The sequence below is a fragment of the Bradyrhizobium sp. BEA-2-5 genome (assembly GCF_032918025.1).
GTDB lineage: Bacteria > Pseudomonadota > Alphaproteobacteria > Rhizobiales > Xanthobacteraceae > Bradyrhizobium > Bradyrhizobium pachyrhizi.
The window spans coordinates 5,569,732-5,587,811 of record NZ_CP136629.1 but is presented as its reverse complement, the minus strand read 5'-3'; the positions used below and the strand labels follow the sequence as shown (position 1 = coordinate 5,587,811).

The 18,080-nt window shown below is 64.1% G+C and carries 24 protein-coding genes and 1 pseudogene; 16 read left to right on the top strand and 9 right to left on the bottom strand.

Going from position 1 to position 18,080, the window contains the following annotated elements; all coding sequences use genetic code 11:
- Positions 1-50: 50 nt before the first annotated feature.
- From RX327_RS26495 to RX327_RS26485, 3 genes are all read left to right on the top strand, one after another.
- Positions 51-1,220 carry a flagellin gene (locus RX327_RS26495; RefSeq protein WP_317247587.1) on the top strand — a complete coding sequence of 390 codons (1,170 nt, stop codon included), beginning with the start codon at positions 51-53 and terminating at the stop codon, positions 1,218-1,220.
- A 207-nt stretch (positions 1,221-1,427) separates the two neighbouring features.
- Positions 1,428-1,793, top strand: coding sequence for a flagellar biosynthesis regulator FlaF (flaF, locus tag RX327_RS26490; protein ID WP_016846762.1), 366 nt, complete (start codon positions 1,428-1,430; stop codon positions 1,791-1,793).
- A gap of 28 nt (positions 1,794-1,821) precedes the next feature.
- Positions 1,822-2,187 (top strand): hypothetical protein, encoded by a 366-nt coding sequence (locus RX327_RS26485; protein WP_016846761.1) that lies wholly within the window; start codon positions 1,822-1,824, stop codon positions 2,185-2,187.
- Between the two features lie 118 nt (positions 2,188-2,305).
- Here RX327_RS26485 and RX327_RS26480 read toward each other — a convergent pair whose 3' ends face one another.
- The 4 genes from RX327_RS26480 to RX327_RS26465 all read right to left on the bottom strand — a co-directional run bounded on the left by RX327_RS26480 (position 2,306) and on the right by RX327_RS26465 (position 4,856).
- On the bottom strand, positions 2,306-2,692 hold the full coding sequence (locus tag RX327_RS26480) for a hypothetical protein (protein WP_317247586.1): 387 nt from the start codon (positions 2,690-2,692) through the stop codon (positions 2,306-2,308).
- Positions 2,693-2,852: 160 nt separating this feature from the next.
- Entirely contained in the window at positions 2,853-3,356 is a 504-nt protein-coding gene (locus RX327_RS26475; RefSeq protein ID WP_317247585.1) for a hypothetical protein, read from the bottom strand.
- A gap of 19 nt (positions 3,357-3,375) precedes the next feature.
- On the bottom strand, positions 3,376-3,732 hold the full coding sequence (flgJ, locus tag RX327_RS26470; RefSeq protein ID WP_410712082.1) for a flagellar assembly peptidoglycan hydrolase FlgJ: 357 nt from the start codon (positions 3,730-3,732) through the stop codon (positions 3,376-3,378).
- Complete coding sequence (locus RX327_RS26465; RefSeq protein WP_410712081.1) at positions 3,732-4,856, bottom strand: flagellar basal body P-ring protein FlgI; 1,125 nt, start codon at positions 4,854-4,856, stop codon at positions 3,732-3,734. Before RX327_RS26465 ends, flgJ begins: the two co-directional genes overlap by 1 nt.
- Positions 4,857-5,121: 265 nt before the next feature.
- On the opposite strand from RX327_RS26465, the gene RX327_RS26460 reads away from it, so the two are divergent.
- On the top strand, positions 5,122-5,535 hold the full coding sequence (locus tag RX327_RS26460) for a flagellar assembly protein FliX (RefSeq protein ID WP_050386400.1): 414 nt from the start codon (positions 5,122-5,124) through the stop codon (positions 5,533-5,535).
- Positions 5,536-5,592: 57 nt separating this feature from the next.
- Here RX327_RS26460 and RX327_RS26455 read toward each other — a convergent pair whose 3' ends face one another.
- Positions 5,593-5,979 (bottom strand): helix-turn-helix domain-containing protein, encoded by a 387-nt coding sequence (locus tag RX327_RS26455; protein WP_317247584.1) that lies wholly within the window; start codon positions 5,977-5,979, stop codon positions 5,593-5,595.
- A 104-nt stretch (positions 5,980-6,083) separates the two neighbouring features.
- Here RX327_RS26455 and RX327_RS26450 point away from each other — a divergent pair, with 104 nt between their 5' ends.
- From RX327_RS26450 to RX327_RS26440, 3 genes are all read left to right on the top strand, one after another.
- Positions 6,084-6,695 carry an NAD(P)-dependent oxidoreductase gene (locus RX327_RS26450; protein ID WP_317247583.1) on the top strand — a complete coding sequence of 204 codons (612 nt, stop codon included), beginning with the start codon at positions 6,084-6,086 and terminating at the stop codon, positions 6,693-6,695.
- Positions 6,696-6,906: 211 nt separating this feature from the next.
- Entirely contained in the window at positions 6,907-7,272 is a 366-nt protein-coding gene (gene dksA, locus RX327_RS26445) for an RNA polymerase-binding protein DksA (RefSeq protein WP_317247582.1), read from the top strand.
- Between the two features lie 239 nt (positions 7,273-7,511).
- Entirely contained in the window at positions 7,512-8,318 is an 807-nt protein-coding gene (locus RX327_RS26440) for a hypothetical protein (protein WP_050386398.1), read from the top strand.
- 108 nt (positions 8,319-8,426) lie between these two features.
- Here the strand turns inward: RX327_RS26440 and RX327_RS26435 are convergent, their stop codons facing one another.
- Entirely contained in the window at positions 8,427-8,855 is a 429-nt protein-coding gene (locus RX327_RS26435) for a helix-turn-helix domain-containing protein (protein ID WP_317247581.1), read from the bottom strand.
- A gap of 98 nt (positions 8,856-8,953) precedes the next feature.
- Here RX327_RS26435 and RX327_RS26430 point away from each other — a divergent pair, with 98 nt between their 5' ends.
- Both RX327_RS26430 and RX327_RS26425 read left to right on the top strand, forming a co-directional pair.
- Positions 8,954-9,982 carry an aldehyde reductase gene (locus RX327_RS26430; RefSeq protein ID WP_317247580.1) on the top strand — a complete coding sequence of 343 codons (1,029 nt, stop codon included), beginning with the start codon at positions 8,954-8,956 and terminating at the stop codon, positions 9,980-9,982.
- A 108-nt stretch (positions 9,983-10,090) separates the two neighbouring features.
- Positions 10,091-10,874, top strand: a pseudogene (locus RX327_RS26425) (2-keto-4-pentenoate hydratase).
- A 172-nt stretch (positions 10,875-11,046) separates the two neighbouring features.
- Here the strand turns inward: RX327_RS26425 and RX327_RS26420 are convergent.
- Positions 11,047-11,811, bottom strand: coding sequence for a carbonic anhydrase (locus RX327_RS26420; RefSeq protein ID WP_317247579.1), 765 nt, complete (start codon positions 11,809-11,811; stop codon positions 11,047-11,049).
- A gap of 389 nt (positions 11,812-12,200) precedes the next feature.
- Here RX327_RS26420 and RX327_RS26415 point away from each other — a divergent pair, with 389 nt between their 5' ends.
- From RX327_RS26415 to RX327_RS26385, 7 genes are all read left to right on the top strand, one after another.
- On the top strand, positions 12,201-13,067 hold the full coding sequence (locus tag RX327_RS26415) for a transposase (RefSeq protein WP_317247578.1): 867 nt from the start codon (positions 12,201-12,203) through the stop codon (positions 13,065-13,067).
- Positions 13,068-13,782: 715 nt separating this feature from the next.
- Positions 13,783-14,106: a metalloregulator ArsR/SmtB family transcription factor gene (locus tag RX327_RS26410; protein WP_317247577.1), complete on the top strand. Its 324-nt coding sequence runs from the start codon at positions 13,783-13,785 to the stop codon at positions 14,104-14,106.
- The gene (locus RX327_RS26405) at positions 14,103-14,534 is read left to right on the top strand and encodes an SRPBCC domain-containing protein (RefSeq protein ID WP_317247576.1); all 432 of its coding nucleotides are present in this window, start codon (positions 14,103-14,105) and stop codon (positions 14,532-14,534) included. Before RX327_RS26410 ends, RX327_RS26405 begins: the two co-directional genes overlap by 4 nt.
- 44 nt (positions 14,535-14,578) lie before the next feature.
- A complete protein-coding gene (locus RX327_RS26400) occupies positions 14,579-14,812 on the top strand; it encodes a hypothetical protein (protein ID WP_028337181.1) in 234 nt (77 codons plus the stop codon).
- A gap of 46 nt (positions 14,813-14,858) precedes the next feature.
- Positions 14,859-15,302, top strand: coding sequence for a DUF1801 domain-containing protein (locus RX327_RS26395; RefSeq protein WP_050387607.1), 444 nt, complete (start codon positions 14,859-14,861; stop codon positions 15,300-15,302).
- Between the two features lie 34 nt (positions 15,303-15,336).
- Positions 15,337-15,840: an N-acetyltransferase gene (locus RX327_RS26390; RefSeq protein WP_317247575.1), complete on the top strand. Its 504-nt coding sequence runs from the start codon at positions 15,337-15,339 to the stop codon at positions 15,838-15,840.
- Positions 15,841-16,159: 319 nt separating this feature from the next.
- Positions 16,160-17,074 (top strand): phosphatase PAP2 family protein, encoded by a 915-nt coding sequence (locus RX327_RS26385; RefSeq protein WP_050387609.1) that lies wholly within the window; start codon positions 16,160-16,162, stop codon positions 17,072-17,074.
- Between the two features lie 227 nt (positions 17,075-17,301).
- Here the strand turns inward: RX327_RS26385 and RX327_RS26380 are convergent, their stop codons facing one another.
- A complete protein-coding gene (locus tag RX327_RS26380) occupies positions 17,302-17,622 on the bottom strand; it encodes a hypothetical protein (protein ID WP_050387610.1) in 321 nt (106 codons plus the stop codon).
- A gap of 151 nt (positions 17,623-17,773) precedes the next feature.
- Positions 17,774-18,067, bottom strand: a complete 294-nt coding sequence (locus RX327_RS26375; protein WP_317247573.1) for an antibiotic biosynthesis monooxygenase — start codon at positions 18,065-18,067, stop codon at positions 17,774-17,776.
- Positions 18,068-18,080: the final 13 nt, after the last annotated feature.

Here is an 18,080-nt window from a genome sequence, read left to right as displayed (position 1 = left end):
AAAGGATTGGAGCGGCTTTTTCCTCAGTTTCACACCAGAAAGGTATGAAAATGTCCGGTATCGTTCTCTCCGCATCGGTTCGTCAGAACCTGCTCTCCCTCCAGTCCACCGCCGACCTCCTCGCCACCACACAGAACCGTCTGTCGACCGGCAAGAGCGTCAACTCGGCGCTGGACAATCCCACCAACTTCTTCACCGCCCAGTCGCTCGACAACCGCGCCAGCGACATCAACAATCTGCTCGACGGCATCGCCAACGGCGTGCAGGTGCTGCAGGCCGCCAACACCGGCCTGACCTCGCTGCAGAAGCTGATCGACAGCGCCAAGTCGATCGCCAACCAGGCGCTGCAGAGCCCGACCGGCTACACCACCAGGTCGCAGGTCACCTCCACCGCGGCGCTCGGCGGCACGTCTGCCAACCTCGTCGACGGCACCACGATCAAGAGCGGCGACGTGCTGGCGATCGCGGCTTCGGCCGGCCAACCCGCCTTCAGCTTCACCTTCGGGGCCAGCACGTCGCTGGCGCAGCTGAACACGTCGCTGGCGGCCAGCAACCTGACGGCGAGCCTCGACAGCTCCAACAAGCTCGTCATCACCACGACCAATGACGCGGCGTCCTCGACGATCGGTGCGGTGACCTTCACCAACACCGGCGGCGGCACCGCGACGTTCAGCGCGGCCGGCACGGCCCCGGTCGCCGACCAGGCCTCGCAGTCGGCGCGCGCCGCTCTGGTGACGCAGTACAACAACACCATCGCGCAGATCACGACCACAGCGCAGGACGCCTCGTTCAACGGCATCAACCTGTTGAACGGCGACAGCCTGAAGCTGACTTTCAACGAGACCGGCAAGTCGACGCTCAGCATCACCGGCGTCACCTTCAATGCCAGCGGCCTCGGTCTGAAGGCGCTGACCGCCGGCACCGACTTCCTCGACAACAACTCGGCGAACAGCGTCATCTCGTCGCTGAGCTCGGCGAGCTCCGCGTTGCGCAGCGAAGCCTCGACGCTCGGTTCGAACCTGTCGATCGTGCAGGTGCGTCAGGACTTCTCCAAGAACCTGATCAACGTGCTGCAGACCGGCTCGTCCAATCTGACGCTCGCCGACACCAATGAGGAAGCGGCGAACAGCCAGGCGCTTTCGACTCGCCAGTCGATCGCGGTCTCCGCGCTGTCGCTGGCCAACCAGTCGCAACAGAGCGTGTTGCAGCTGCTCCGCTAAGCGCGCCGGCAAGTGCTTCGAGAACGGCGGGGGAAACCCCGCCGTTTTCTTTTGTCTCCGGGATATTACGGTGTCTGTCCATGCCGTCAGAACGACGCATTTCGTAACGGCTGCTAACCATATTTAAAGGCGCCGGATGCATAAATATCGGGCGCTAGAATTGCGTCTTCGCGGCTCGAGAAATCCGCATCCCATCGAGGTCATTGAATGTCGAATGCAGCCCAGGCCTACGCTCGTACCTCCACGACGACGGCTTCCCCACGTGAAATCGAAGCGCAGGCGCTGTTGAAGGCCGCGCGGCAGCTGCAGGAAGTCCAGACGAACTGGAACGGTCCCGACAAGGCGCTCGATCACGCGTTGCTGTTCAACCGCCGGCTGTGGTCGATCTTTCTGAGCGCCGCGCAGGGCGACGACAATCCGCAGCCGCTCGAGATTCGCCAGAACATCGCCAATATCGGCGTGTTCGTGATGAAGCAGACTGTCGATATCCAGATGAATCCGGATCCGGCGAAACTGAAGTCGCTGATCGATATCAACTGCAATATCGCCGCCGGCCTTTCGGGCCGCGGCTGATCGATCGATTCCTGACGGAGCCCTCGGCATGGCCGACGTGTTGAGCATCCTGTCGGCCAACTACAAGGCCGCCGGCCTGACGGTCCCGTCGAAGACGCCCTATGTGGCTGTCGATCCGAACCTCTATGAGGGAAGCTGGAGCGGCAAGTATGCCAACAACAAGTCGTTCAACATCTCGGTGTCGAACGTCGATGGCTTCCGCGCCAAGGTCCACTACCAGAGCGACGGCACCAGCAAGTATCAGGACGTGCTGATCAAGGATGGCGGGTTCCGGATCGGCGATACCAAGTTCGCGCTGGTGCAGCAGGGGACGGCGTTGATCGCCAATGTCGTCACCGATCCCGCCACCGGGGCGACCTATCTCGACAAGGCCTATGCCACGCAGAAGACCTGAGCGGTCGTTGCTCCGCGCTAGAGCGCGATGAGATTAGGTTGAATCGTCATCGCGCCTTAGCTCTTTGTTTGAGCATGATCTTTTCGGAAAACCGCTTCGCACTTTTCCGGATCATGCTTTAGGCGCGGCGATCGGTGGCGCGCACCCGCGTCGGCGCGTCCTTGCTGAGATCGAGCGCGTGGAAATAGGCGCGGCGGCGCAATACGGCTTCTTCCGGAAACTGCCTCACCACCAAATTCGTGCGATTATCGACCACCTGATAGACCACGGCGCGCGCGGCGCGGTCGATGATGACCTGGTCGCTGACCGACGGAGCCTGATTTGAAATCGATGCGTTGACGGCGTTGGGATCGATGGTGACGCGCACGCTCGGCTCCGGAGCGGTGACGCTCTGGCTCGCCGGCAGTTCAGTCTTCACCGCCTTCTGCGCCGTATCGCTCGTGGGAGAGACCATCGGCGCCGCGACCGGTGTCCCCACCGGCCTGATGCTGAAATCTGTACTCATGGCAGCCTCGTAGTGCACAGGCACTAGTTCGCTTGAGTCAAATCCCAACCCCTCACGATCCGCAACTCTACGGGGAACCTCTCAATAGGCTGTTAGAAAACACGCTGAATGCCGCGCTGCCGGGGCGGCGTCGAATTGAGCTAAATTGTAAGCGTAGGCGTCAGAGCGTGCGGCTGATCGCGATCGGCGTCATGTTGCGCGGGCCCGGCGCGGCGCGCTGTCCGCTTGCGGTATAGGTGTTCGGAATGTTGCGGCGCTGCACCTCGGCATTGACGCCGCGCACGATCCCCTCGGAGACGGCATGCGCCGTTGCAAGCACGGTCAAATTCACCTGCAGCATGGCGCGGAACGTCTCGTGATGACGGCGCAGTGTCGCGAGCAGCTCGGGATCGGTCTGCGACAGCATCTTCTGCATCGATTTCAGATGCTCCACCGCGAGCATGTAGCGCCGCGACAGCTCGGACTTCTGCGGCTCGAGCCGCATGCCTTCGCGGATATTGCCGGCGCGGACGAACTCGGTCTCCTGCTCGATGACGGCAAGCAGGCCGCTCATCACATCGGTCAGCTCGTTGGCGAGACGCGCGACGTCCGGCGGCGTCGACGTCGCCGACCGCGCGGCGGAGGCGGATGCTACTGGCCGCGGCTGCTGTGGACGCTGGTTCATCGCGCTGCTCCTTGAAACCCTAGCTCTTGTTCGCCTGCTGCAGGATCAGCGAGCGGAACACTTCGTTGGAAATGCCGACGCCGCCGGCCTTGGCGAAATTCTTCGAGTATTCGTCGGTCAGCATCGACCGCCATGCGCCGGTGCCGACGGTGTCGCCGTACGGGCCGTCGCCCTTCAGGCCGGTCGTCATCTGCGAGAACATCGAATTCAGGAACATCGATTCGAAATCGGTCGCGGTCGCCTTCGCCTTGGCGGCCTGCTGCGGCGTCACCTTCTTCAGCGCGTCCTGCAGCACGGGATCGGGGCGGCCGTTGAACATCGGCATCAACGCCTTGTTCGGCATGCTGCCGGTGGTGCTGTTGATCAGGCTCGGCATCACATCACCTCGATGTCGGCTTCGATCGCTCCGGCGGCCTTGATCGCCTGGAGGATGCTGATCATGTCGCGGGGACCGATGCCGAGGCCGTTGAGGCCGTCGACGAGCTGCTGGAGCGAGACGCCGTCCTTGACGACGGCGAGCTTCTTGCCGTCCTCGGTGACGGTGACGCTGCTGCGCGGCGCGACCACGGTGCGGCCGCGCGACAGCGGGTTGGGCTGGCTGACCTGCGGGCTCTCGGAGATGGTGACGGTGAGGTTGCCCTGCGCCACAGCGACGGTGGCGACGCGGACGTCGCGGCCCATCACGATGATGCCGCTCCGTTCGTCGATGATGATCTTGGCGGCGAGATCGGGATCGACCTGGAGCTGCTCGATCTCGGTGAGGAATGCGACGACGTTGCCCTTGAACTCCGGCGGGACCGACAGCTGCACCGTCGAGGGGTCGATCGGCTCGGCGGTCTTGACGCCGAGATAGTCGTTGACCGCAGCCGCAATGCGCTTGGCGGTGGTGAAGTCGGCGTTGCGCAGCGCCAGGCGCACGTTCGGCAGCCGATTGAGCGCGAACTCGATCTCGCGCTCGATGATGGCGCCGTTGGCGATGCGTCCGACGGTCGGAACGCCGCGCACGATCTTGGCCGCCTCGCCCTCGGCCTGGAAGCCGGAGATCGCGAGCGACCCCTGTGCCACCGCATAGACGTTGCCGTCGGCGCCCAGGAGAGGGGTCACGAGCAGGGTGCCGCCCTGGAGGTTCTTGGCGTCGCCGAGCGCGGAGACGGTGACATCCATGCGCGTGCCCTGGGTGGCGAAGGCCGGCAGGTTGCCGGTCACCATCACGGCGGCGACGTTGCCGGTGCGGATGGTGGCGCCTCGGATGTTGACGCCCATGCGCTCGAGCATCGCCTGCAGCGATTGCTTGGTGAAGGGGATGTTGTTGAGCGTGTCGCCGGTGCCGTTGAGGCCGACTACGAGGCCGTAGCCGATGAGCTGGTTCTGCCGCACGCCCTCGATGTTGGCGAGGTCCTTGATGCGCGATGTCGCGGCCGCGGGCATGACGGAGGCCGCCAGCGCCAGCAGCGCGGCGCAAGCCACTCCGAACAGATTTGCGATGCGGATGCCGGGCATCCCGATGCTCCCCTCGAACTGAACTCGCGGATCACACGACACTCCCATGACGGCGATCCGCCATTAACCATGCGAGCTGCGTGCCACTCCGCCTCGCTTGGGCAATGCGTTGATATATTTATCGAAATTGTCGGGTCGTCGTTTTGCTCCGGTTCGCCAGGGAGCGCGAAACTGCCGCGCGGCGGCAGAAATTGCCGGGTCGTTTACGCGCCGTTAACCATAAAACAGCGATGCTCGGCCCATTCAGGCCTGCGGGATCACGACGATGCGCATCTACGGACCGAACGGCACCACGCTTGGCACGTCCACCAGCTCCACGCGGCGCACCTCGTCGAGCGGCTTCTCGCTGCCGGATGCGACGACCGCGCAGGAGGAGGTGCGCTCTACCGCGGCGCCGAAGGCCGCCGCCAGCCTCGATGCGCTGCTCGCGCTGCAGGGCGTCGAAGACCCGACCGAGCGCCGCAAGCGGTCGGTGGCCCGCGGCAAGGGCGCGCTCGACGTGCTCGATGCGCTCAAGCTCGGCCTGCTGTCCGGCAATTTCGATTCCTCGACAGTGAACCGGCTGCGTGACGCCGCGGCGAGCCTGAAGGAATCCTCCGGCGACCCCGGCCTCGATGCCGTGCTCGGCGAGATCCAACTGCGCGTCGAGGTCGAGCTCGCCAAGGCCGGGCGATACTAGGCTCCTCTCGATCAACTCACCTGTCCTACGCCGCCGGTGCCTTCGGGCCGCAGTGCCTCAGGCCGCCAGCGCCTTGCGCTGCGCGTCGTAGCGGCGCTGCGCGGCCAGCACGTCCTTCAGATTCCGTTCGGCCCAGTCGCGCAGCGGATCGACGGCTTCGGCGAGCGTCGATCCGAGCGGCGTGATTGAATACTCCACCGTCACCGGCACCGTTGCGATCGCCCGGCGGCGCAGCAGCCCGTCGCGCTCCAGGCTTTTCAGCACCTGCGACAGCATCTTCTGCGAGATGCCTTCAATCGTGCGCCGCAACTGATTGAAGCGCATCGGCTCCTCGCGCAGGAGCAAAAGGATCAGCACCGCCCATTTGTCGCCGACGCGATCGAGGATCTGGCGGGTAGGGCAGTTGGCGGCATAGGCGTCCGGCTTGAGGCTCGTGGCTTTCATCGCGGTTACTCCGGCGTGATCAGGTGAGGCGAGAGTGCCTTCTTCACACCTACATCCTTTTCGCTATCTAGTCACCATTGGAAACTATCAATCGGAGACTTGAGATGAAGATCGCCATCGCCGGCGCGTCCGGCCAGGCCGGCTCGCGCATCGCCGCGGAACTGTCCCGCCGCGGCCACGCCGTCACAGCCATCGCCCGGAACCCCGAGAAGATCGCAGCCCTGCCCAATGTCACTGCCCGCAAGGGTGACGCGAACGACCAGGCCGCCCTGGCCGCGCTGTGGGCCGGCCACGATGCCGCGATCAGTTCGATCCATTTCCTGGTCAGCGACCCCGCCAAGCTGATCGGGGCTGCCAAGGCATCCGGGGTCGGCCGCTATCTCGTGGTCGGCGGCGCCGGCAGCCTTGAGGTGGCGCCGGGCGTCCGCCTGGTGACCACCCCCAATTTTCCGCCCCAATACAAGGCCGAGGCCTCCAAGGGGGCTGAATTCCTCGACCTGCTGCGCCAGGAAAAGGACCTGAACTGGACCTTTTTGTCGCCCTCGGCACTGTTCGTGGTGGGCGAGCGGACCGGCAAGTTCCGCCTAGGAACCGACCAGCTCCTGACCGCCGCCGACGGCAAAAGCTCGATCTCGTTCGAGGATTTCGCAGTTGCACTCGCCGACGAAATCGAGCGTCCGGCCTATATCCGCCGGCGTTTCACGGTCGGCTATTGAGGGGGGCAGGGCCGTCCCCGGGCAGGGCGGATAAGTTTGCCTGTGCAAGGCCTTGGGGGCGGCCCGCCTTTCGCGGTGGCAGATATTGTCTGTCACATGACGTGGCTATATAAGGCGCCGCGCGGAGGGGTTGTGTTCCCTCCGCCTGACAGGGACATGGCTGCCTTTGGAAAAGCTGAAGAACTACCGGCCGACTGAAAAAGAGCCTTTCATGAATGAGCGGCAGCGCGACTATTTCCGCGCCAAGCTGCTGGCCTGGAAGGATGAGATCCTCCGCGAATCGAAGGTCACGTTGCAGACGTTGCAGGAAGAGAACGTCAATCATCCCGACCTCGCGGACCGAGCGTCCTCGGAAACCGACCGTGCCATCGAACTCCGCGCCCGCGACCGCCAGCGCAAGTTGATCGCCAAGATCGACGCCGCGCTCCAGCGCATCGAGGACAACACCTACGGCTATTGCGAGGAAACCGGCGAGCCGATCTCGTTGAAGCGGCTCGAAGCCCGGCCCATCGCAACGCTCTCGGTGGAAGCGCAGGAGCGCCACGAGAAACGCGAGAAGGTCTATCGCGACGAATAGTGGCGACGGATCGCCACGGATTGGCTACCGGCGCGTACCGGTTGTACGTTCGCGCCGCCATGATGACACGCACTCTCAACATCGCTTCGGTGTTTTTCCTGGGCTGATCCCGCTTCCTCCTGGAGGCGCTGAGCGGCCCCGCGAGCTTTCGCTCCTGGGATTCCAGTGAAACCGAATGAGCCGGTCAGGTTCCGCGCATCGCGGAGCATCGATGGCTGGCGACAGTTTGAGAGACAATCATGACCCATCGAAACGAGGCGCCTGCGCTTGACGGCGCGCAGATCGAGCAATTCATCCAACAGGGCTTTGTCAGGATCGACAGCGCCTTTCCCCGGGAACTCGCCGACCGGGGACGCGCCATCATGTGGCGTGACCTGCCATGCAGCGAGCACGATCCCTTGACTTGGACCCAACCCGTGATCCGGCTGCCGGGGTACGGCGGTACGCCGTTTCGCGAAGCGATCAACGCGCCGCTGCTGCACCGGGCGTTCGACCAGATCGCCGGTCCCGGCCGCTGGCGCCCGCGCGACAACATCGGAACCTTTCCGGTGCGCTTCCCGCATCCGGACGATCCCGGCGATGCCGGCTGGCATATCGACGTCAGCTTCCCCGGCGAGGATTGCGACCCGAACGAGCGCAGCGACTTCTCCGCCTGGCGGGCCAATGTCGTCTCTCGTGGCCGGGCGCTGTTGCTGCTGTTCCTGTTCTCCGACGTCGGCGAGGACGACGCGCCGACCCGGATCAGGGTCGGCTCGCATTGGCCGATGGCCCGCTACCTCGCGCCCGCGGGCGAGGCCGGGCGCGCACGGATGGTGCTCGACGATGTCGGCGCCGACTGCGAGGTCGCGCTCGCGACGGGCGAGGCCGGCACGGTCTATCTGTGCCATCCGTTGCTGGTGCATGCCGCGCAGAAGCATCGGGGCACGACGCCGCGCTTCATGGCCCAGCCGTCGCTCGCTGCCGGCGAACCGTACCGGCTGGAACGCGCGGACGGTGCGTATTCGCCGGTCGAGATCGCGATCCGAAAGGCGCTCGGCATGGGGTGAGGCGCGATGTGCGTGCTCAAGCCTGGCCACGCATTCGCTGCACCTCCCCCGCAAGCGGGAGAGGGAATGTCGTTCCTATGCCGAAACGGTTTAAGGCGAGGCGATATTTCAGGCCAACCCGGCTCCGAGTATCGCCTCGCTTGCCTCCGCCTGACGGCGCGGGCCGAACGTCTTCGACCATGCCAGCAATTCGCGGAAAGCCGGCGTCAGGCTCCAGGCCGAATCCGTCAGCTCGTATTCGACCTGCAGCGGCTTCTCGGCGAGCACCTTGCGCGCCACCAGGCCGTCGCGCTCGAGCTCGCGAAGCTGCGTGGTCAGCATGTGCTGGGTGATCGGCGCGAGCGCGCGGCGCAGCGCGCCGAACCGCACGCCGCCATTCATCAGCGTGAACAGGATCTCGAGCTTCCATTTTCCCCCGAGCGCGTGGATCGCGTGCTTGAATTCGATCAGCACATTGGGGTCGGTGGGGCAGCTCTCGCATTCACCGCCGTCACACATATCGCTGGTATTGTTTTCCATACCGGTCTCGAATTTCATCCTACTTGTCCAAGGTCAGATAGTGACCAGATGCGGCCTGTGCAGGGCGGGCAGTGCAATGTTGGGCCCATCCGCCGAACCATGAAAAGGGCAGCGACATGAGCACGGTTTTGGTCACGGGCGGATCGGGATTCATCGGCGTGCATACCATCCTGCAGCTGCTCGCGGACGGGCATGCGGTGCGAACGACGGTGCGCAATCCGGGTCGCAGCAACAACGTGATCGCGATGCTGCGCCAGGGCGGTGCGTCGGCGCCCGACCAGGTCGGCTTCGTCATCGCCGACCTGCTGCGCGACGACGGTTGGCGCGAGGCGGCCGCCGGGTGCGACTACGTGCTGCATGTCGCATCGCCGCTCGGCGCCCATGTGCCCGAGGACGAGAACGAGCTGATCGTGCCGGCGCGGGAAGGCACGCTGCGGGTGTTGCGCGCCGCGCGTGACGCAGGCGTCAGGCGCGTCGTCGTGACGTCGTCGTTCGCGGCAATCGGTTACGGCCATCCGCCGCAGGCGGCGCCGTTCAACGAGACGGTGTGGTCCAATCTCGATGGCGAGGGCGTGCAGGCCTATACGAAATCCAAGACGCTTGCCGAGCGCGCCGCCTGGGATTTCGTCGCGCGCGAAGGCAATGGCCTCGAGCTTGCCGTGGTCAACCCCACCGCGGTGTTCGGCCCGGCGCTCGGTGCCGATTTCTCCGAGTCGATCGGCATCATCAAGGCGCTGCTCGACGGCGCGATGCCGGCGGTGCCGCGGATCCATTTCGGCCTCGTCGACGTCCGCGATGTCGCCGACCTGCATCTGCGCGCCATGACGTCGCCCGAGGCGAGCGGTGAGCGCTTCCTGGCGGTCGCCGGCGAGACCATGTCGATCCTCGCGATCGCCCGGGTGCTGCGCGCAAAACTCGGCAGCAAGGCGCGGCGCGTGCCGCGGTTCCAGGCGCCGGACTGGATGATGCGGCTCGCCGCACGGCGCAACCCGATGGCCCGTGCCGCGCTGCCGCTGCTCGGCAAGGTGCGCCGCTCGACCAGCGCCAAGGCGCAACACCTGCTCGGCTGGCGCCCGCGCGGCAATGAGGAGATGATCGTCGCGACCGCGGAGAGCCTGATCCGGCTCGGTCTCGTCAAGGGCTGACGGCAGCTCCCGTCCAGCGTGCTTGCCAGACGCGTCGGCGAGTGCTGAATTGCAGCGAGCAGACGGAGGCGCCACCGCGCCGCCGAGAACATCAGGGAGGCTGCGCAGATGGATCGGGTCCTCGCGGCCGCAAAGGCGATCGCCAGCGCGCGTCGCAGCCGCGCGCCGCTCAAGGCGCTTCCGAAGGACGTCGCGCCGCGCGACGAGGCCGAAGGCTATCAGGTGCAGTATGCGCTGCACGATCTGATGCAGCCACACGTGGGCAGCCTCGTCGGCTACAAGATCGGCTGCACCAGCCAGGTGATGCAGGACTACATCGGCATTCCGCACCCCTGCGGCGGTGGCGTGTTCCAGAAAGTCGTGCATGAAAGCGGCGTGCGGCTGCCGGCGGCCGAGTTCGTCCAGGTCGGCGTCGAGTGCGAGATCGCGGTGCGGCTCAAGCGGGACCTTGCGGCCGGCGAGGCGCCGTTCACGGCCGAATGGGTCGGCGAGGCGGTCGATGCCTATCCCCGCAATCGAGATCGTCGACGATCGCTACGTGAAGTGGGAAACGATGGGCGCGCCGACCTTGATCGCCGACGATTTCTTCGCCGCCGGCTGCGTGCTGGGGGAGGCGGTGCCGCGCATCACCGTGCCTGATCTGCGCGCGGTCGCGGGACGCGCGATCGTCAACGGCGAGGAGGTGAGCCAGGGCACCGGCGCCGACGTGCTCGGCCATCCCCACAACGCGCTCGCCTGGCTCGCCAACCATCTCGCCGCCGAGGGCAAGGGTCTCCATGCGGGGCAGCTCGTGCTGACGGGCAGCCTGGTCAAGACGCTGTGGCTGAAAGCCGGCGATACGGTCGTGATGGAGCTCGACGGCCTCGGCAAGGTGGAAGCGACCTTTACGTGAGGTGACGTTGTGCGAGCCTGCCTCCACATAAAGATGTCGTCCCTGCGAAAGCAGGGACCCATACCCCGCGGCGGCCGTCGTGAACCGTGCTCGTCGTTCCGGCGCCGTGCAACAATTAGCATTCGTGGTTATGGGTCCCTGCTTTCGCAGGGACGACACCGAGTTGCGACGTTCACCTGACTTTCATATCGCCGGCCGTCTTGGCGTCGGTGACCAGTTCGACCTTGCCATCGGTCAGCCGGTAGACCGCGCCGACCACCCTGAGCTTGCCCTGATCGACCGCGGCGCTGAGGATCGGCGTCGCCGATTTCAGCTTCGCGACGTTGTCGATGACATTCTGCCTGATGGCGTTGGCGAGGCGGTCGCCTGACTTGCCCTCGGTCGCCTTCACCGCCGGTGCGATCGCATTGACCAGCGAGGGCAGATGGCCGGGCAGGGTGGTGTTGTCCTTCAGCGACTTGATGGCGGCGTCGACTGCCCCGCAGCTGTCGTGGCCGAGCACCATGAACAGCGGCACGTTCAGCACGACCGATGCATATTCCATGCTCGCAACGGTCTCGTCGCCGGCGAAATTGCCGGCGACGCGGCACACGAACAGGTCGCCGCGGCCGGTGTCGAAGGCGTATTCCGGTGCGATCCGGGAGTCCGCGCAACTCAGGATACCGGCGAACGGATTCTGTCCGCCGGCCAGCGCCTCGCGCTCGTGCTTGAAATCATGCCGCCGCGAGACGCCTTCGACATAGCGCAGATTGCCCTTCACCAGCCGCTCCAGCGCCGCGTCCGGCGCCAGCACATTCTGCGGCTTCGGTGGCGATTTGGTCTCCTTGGCGGAAACCGGCGGTGCAAGGGCGAGGCCGGCTGCGGTGCAAGCCGCGGCAGCGAGGAAGCGGCGCCGGGAGGTCTGGGTGGGAGCTGTGATTTCGCAAAGCTGGCACATCAAAAATCTCCGTAAAATTATCCGAGAATAGCAATCGCGTCCGTGCAAAGGTTGTAGATCATGCGCAGTGCCACCGCAACGACACGGTTTCATGCGCTCGGATGTTGGAGGCGGGACTCGTCGTTGCAATAGTGCATGACAATTCGCATCGGCGGTTATGGGTCCCTGTGTCTTGGAAGTCTGTCATGATGGGTTGGGCGGGAAGCCGTTGGGTCCTTGGCGCTTGACGCCGTGAGCCGGCTCGGCCTCCCGCCCGTTCCATTACCAACCTGAACAGTTGCACGAGGCTGCGCCAACAGACCTCGCATCACAGGGACAGGCACCGTGATCATACCCCCTCGTTATGTCGGAATCAGAAGCATCTCGATATCTTTGATGAAGCTGACGGCGTGTCCAGGCGCATCGCCAACGCGGCACAGGCCATCACACAGCAGGTGGCGCGTTGGCGATGCGATGCGCTGGTCGTCTTCGAGGCCACGGGCGCCTATGACCTCGCGCTTCGCGAGGCCCTAAGCCAGGCCGGTGTCCGCTTCGCTCGGATCAATCCGGCTCGAGCTCGCGATTTTGCGCGGGCCAGCGGCCAACTTGCCAAAACCGATCCGATCGATGCACGGATGCTGGCGGCCTTTGGCCGGGTCATGCAGCCGGCAACCGAGCGGGCCGCCAATCCCGCCCGCAACGCTTTGGCAGGGCTTGCAAAACGGCGGGACCAACTGGTTCTCATGCGCGCGCAGGAGAAGAACCGGCGCAGCGAGGCCGACGACCGCGCCATGGCCGAACGGATCAGTCGGCTCATTGAGGTTCTCGACGGCGAGATCGCCGAGATCGAGGCCGATATCAACGCATTGACCAAGGCCGAGCCGGAGATCGCGGACGATGCGCGGTTGATGCGCTCACTGCCGGGCGTGGGTCCCGTGGCTTGCATGCAGCTGATCGCGAAGATGCCGGAACTTGGACATGTTGGAGCGAAGCAGATCGCCGCGCTCGCGGGCCTTGCCCCCTTCAACGTCGACAGCGGCGCCTTCCGTGGAAAACGCAAGATCGCCGGCGGCCGAAAGCGCGTTCGTGACGCCCTCTATATGGCGGCTCTGAACGCGGTTCGTCGGGCCGATCCATTCAAGGCCTTCTACGCGCGGCTGCGACAGGTCGGCAAACCAGCCAAGCTCGCTCTCATTGCCGTTGCCAGGAAGCTCCTAACGGTCCTCAACGCCATGATGCGCGACAGAAAGCCCTACCTGCAGACCAAGCCGACATAACAGTTGCCGGCCTGCGCCGGGACGACGATGCGGATGGTTCTCGAATCAAGATGACAAACACGCGGTGTCATCATCCGCGAATGCGGGTGATCCAGTATTCCAGAGACGCCAGTGCTTGACCCGAGAGGCCGCGGCGTACTGGATCGCCCGGTCAAGCCGGGCGACGACACTGCGGATGCCACACACACGATCGTCCTGGCGAAGGCCAGGACCCATTACCACCGCACTTGATGGATGAACGGGATCGTGGCCCCAGCATCGCGCAACAACTCTCATTTGGGGTAATGGGTCCTGGCTTTCGCCAGGACGACATGGAATGTGTTGCGCGCGTTGTGAGTCAAACTTCCGCATTCTCGCGACATGATTTGCCCGAGCTGCTCTTCGTTCCGCCCTCTCTTGAGCAGAGGGCGCAGGGAAAGCCGGGTGCCGATCGCACCCATGGGCCCCGTGCAAAAGGTAGAAAGCACGGGGGTAGGACCACGGGTGTAACCGGAAACAACCCGGCTTTCCCTGCGCGACGGGCTACGGCCCGACGGGCCGATCGGCGCCACCGGATAACCTGTGGGTTATGAAAGGCGCGGGCGGTCTTGTTGCGCCATCGCGCCGGAAAACCTCAGGTAGCGCGGCCGCTGTCGAGCCGCCGAAGTTTGCGGTTGACTTATCCATAGCTGGCTGGTTATACGTTAATCCATAACCAATGAGTTATTGATCGCAAATGCCTGACGCTCACGACATCCTGTTTCGAACCCTCGCAGACCCGACCCGCCGGGCCATCTTCGAGCGCCTGTGCCGCGAGGGTGAGCAGACCGTCGGCGCGCTGACGGCCCGTGCCAGGATCTCGCAGCCGGCCGTGTCGAAACATCTCGGCGCCTTGAAGCAGGCTGGCCTGGTGCGCGACCGCCATGAAGGAAGGCAGACCCATTACAGCGCGCGGCCCGGTGCGCTCAATCCACTGATCGACTGGACCGGCCAGATGGCCGGCTTCTGGCAGAACCGGCTCGACGCGCTCGACGATCTCCTGAAGAGGATGGACCAATGAACAAGACCACCGCTGAAACGCGCTCCGCGATCGTCGAGCGTGAATTTCCGCATCCGCCGGAAAAGCTCTGGCGCGCGCTGACGCAGCCGCATCTGATCGAGGAATGGCTGATGAAGAACGACTTCAAGCCGACCGTCGGTCATCGCTTCAACCTGCGCGGCGAATGGGGCGGCGTGCTGGACTGCGAGGTGCTCACCATCGAGCCGCAGAAGACGCTCGCCTACACCTGGAATTTTGCGCATGCGGATGCCGGCTACAATCTCGAGAGCGTCGTGGTCTTCACGCTGACGCCGACGGCGACCGGCACCCATCTGCGCGTCGTGCAGTCCGGCTTCCAGCCGCATCAGAAGCAGGCCTATGGCGGCGCCCATGCCGGATGGAAGCAGTTCCTCGAGAATCTCGATCAGCTGATGGCGCGGCCGGAGTGAGGCGCGTTCGCGAACCCGCAACATTCATCCAACAGGAGGTCACATTGAACTGGAACAACTGGATCCGGCAATCGCACCGCTGGCTCTCGATCGCCTTCACGGTTGCCGTCATCATCAACATCGTCGCCATGATCCTGCAGCAGCAGGCGGTCTGGATCGGCCTGCTGGCGCTGTTCCCGCTGATCTTCATGCTGCTCAGCGGCCTCTATCTGTTCGCGTTGCCTTATCTGTCGCCGCGGCGTCAGCATGGGGGATCGACGTCCGCGTCCCAAGTGTGATTGCATGACGTGACGGCTTGGGGCGGATGAGGCGCGAGAGACAGCAATGACGGCATCGGAACGTATCGACCGGATGATCGAGGACCTCACCGACTGGCGCGGCAAGACGCTCGCCAACCTGCGCAAGAGCATCCTCGCCGCCGATCCTGAGATCATCGAGGAGTGGAAGTGGATGGGCAGCCCGGTGTGGTCGCGCGACGGCATCATCGCGGTCGGCAATGCCCACAAGGGCAAGGTCAAGCTGACCTTCATGTATGGCGCGCAGCTGCCGGACCCCGACAGACTGTTCAACACCGGCTTCGAGGGCAACGCGCGGCGCGCGATCGATCTGTTCGAGGGCGACAAGATCAACGATCGCGCGCTCAAAGCGCTTATTCGTGCCGCGATCGAACTCAACCAGGCCAAGTCAAAGAAGCCGTCAAGGAAGCCGGCGAACAAGCCAGTGACGAAGACCGCGGGTACCCGCGCGACCGCAAAGAAGAAGGCGTGAGCTGCGCCGGCATGGTGCTCGCGATCCATCCGCGATGATCAAGACCAGGCTAGCCACATGGTCCGATGCGGACGCCACCTCCGCGCTGTTGACGGCCGAGAGCGGGGAGCACGGCGGCATGTTGCTCGGGCGATGGCCGCGCGAGGTGATCGAGACGCGCATTGCAAACGGACAGCCGATCGTTATCGCGACCGATGATGAGGGCAGGCTGCTCGGCGCGCTCCTGACGTCGGAGAAGGGATATGGCGAGGCGCCGCCGGTGCAGGCCATGCTGACGGCCTGGCCAGGCAGTCCCGATGCATATGTCTACGGCCCGGTGTGCGTCTCCCGAAACGCGCGCGTCCTTGGCGTGCTGGAGGCGTTGTACGCGAAGCTTCAAGCGGCGTTCCGCGGCCGCGAGGCAATCCTGTTCATCAGGGAAGACAATCCGCGCTCGCTGAAGGCGCATCTGCGGCTCGGCATGCGCGAGGTCGCGCGATACGACTTCGGCGGCAAGGTCTTCATTGTCCTGAGCGACAGGCCGGATCTCCGTCAGTAGCCGGCTCTTCGGGCATTTGGGAACCCAACTCCCCCTTTCAGAGATATAGCGAAATAAACCGTTCACCATTGGACATGAAGGTTGTCCGGTTGTAGCTGTGTACCGACGCAACTTAACGAGTGACTGCTAAACCTGTGGCTGTGGAATGAGCGGGTCTCGTGTCGAGGCGCCCGCTGGAATGGCAGTCGGAATGCTCAGTCAGTTGCTTGGTCCGTCACGGATCGCGTCGTCGGCGGATCTCCCTGCCCCGCGAAGGGTCTCTCCAGAGGCGAAAGCTGCGGCAGAGGCACTTCAGGGAACCCATCCCTACAAATGGAGCATGCTCGGCTCATGGCTTGTTGCCCTCGCGGCGAGCGGTTTCACCGGCTTCCTGCTTTGGAGATTTCGGATCGCGATCGACGCCAGGGATCTGGCGCTGTTTTCCGGCATGATGGCGTTCCTCATCATCGTCCATGTCGTCTACGGCAGATGGCGCACCGCGCCGACACTCTCTCATTTGGGGGGCGCCGTCGCTGCGACTTGCTGGTCGATCGTGGCGGCCGCGGTCATCAGCCTGGTCGGCTTGCGGTACAAGTTCCCCTTGATCGATGACGTTCTCGGCAACGCCGATCGTGCGGTCGGGGTCGATTTGCCGTCCATGATCCGGTGGTTTGCGGATCATCCCTTGCTGTCCCATCTGCTATCCGTGGCTTACGACAGCTGGCTGCTCCAGCTTGCCGCACTGCTGCCGTTCCTGGCCATGATGGGACGCTTCGACAAGCTCTGGCAGCTGGTATTCGTGTTCAGCCTGACCGTGGTTGTCGCTGCGACGTTTTCAGTGTTCTGGCCCGCCAGGGGAGCTTTTGCCTATTTCCACCATCCGATAGAGGTGCTTGAGCAGCTTCCCGACGGCGCAGGAATCTATCATCTCGCCAAGTTCGAGTATTTTCGCAATGCTCTGTCTCCGAACGTGTCATTCGAAAATCTGCAAGGCGTGGTGACATTCCCGTCGTTTCACACCTGCCTCGTCCTGATGACGATTTGTGCGACGACAGGGACGAGATGGCTGCTCGCCGTCACGTTGATCTGGAATGCGCTTGTGCTGATCGCGACCGTTCCGATCGGCGGGCATTACGTCATCGATCTGTCCTGCGGTGCACTGCTATGGCTGGCTGCGATGGCGATCGAGGCGATCCTCGGCAGATCATACGCCACCATGCGCGGAATGCCGGTGCCGGAGGCAGCGTCCGCCTAGTGTGCTGAATGCGAAGTTCGTGCGATTTCGCGGCAGCCACTTTCACGAACTTCGCATTCATAAAGCACACTAGAATCATAAGTTTGCTAGTGTCCTTATCGAATCCGAAGTTCGCTCCGAAGGTGCGGCAAATGATGCGAACTTCGGATTCGGGACACTAGGGGCTCGCGCTCGCGGTGTCCGATCTGGCGATCAGCTCGGCGATGCCATCGTCGATGGTCGGCGTGCTAGGCCGAGATGTCGACCGCCTGGCCGGCCTTGCCGGCGTTCTTCTGGAACGCCTGCTCGATCAGCTCCTTGATCTTCTGCTCGACCGCGGCGCGCTGATCCGGCGTCATGTTCTTGAGGTCTTCTTCCGACATGCCCATGCTTTTGAGGATGTTCGCGCGCATCCGGTCCATCGGGCTCATCTGCGCGTATTTGAGAAACTTCTGCTCGACGGTATCGCCGAGCGAGCTGCCGCCGGTGGCGTCGGCGGTCAGCGGTTTCTTCAATGTGCCAGTCGTCATGCTGGCGGTGACCGATCCAAGGGCCGAGATCGACGTCATCTGCGCGCAGTCCCCATTGCAATGCTGCAATCGTGGAGCAAATGGCGTGCCATACGTTGCAGCCGTGATTTCAAGGGGATCGCGATGCCGCCACGCGCGCACGACTGGCAGCGGGCAGCTTCTGCCGGGCGAAGTTTGCCGGGCGCGGCCGTCAGGCCTTCGTATGGACGATCACGGGACCTGCGACTGCGGTGGCCTGGCCGACCAGCAATGGGCCGAGATTGTCGTCGATCCAGGCCAGCGCGCGGCGATTGGCCTCTTCGGCGCCGGCATGGTTGTTGAAGACGCTGATCGCGGTGACCGTGTCGTCGCCGGCATAGACGACGTAGTAGGCGCGAAAACCATCGACGTCGCTGATGATCGGAACGGCGCCGTCCTTGATGCGGCGCGCCAGCTCTTCCGCGCTTCCGCTCTTCGCCTTGGCCTGACGGATGGCGGCATACATTCGTTCCTCCTTC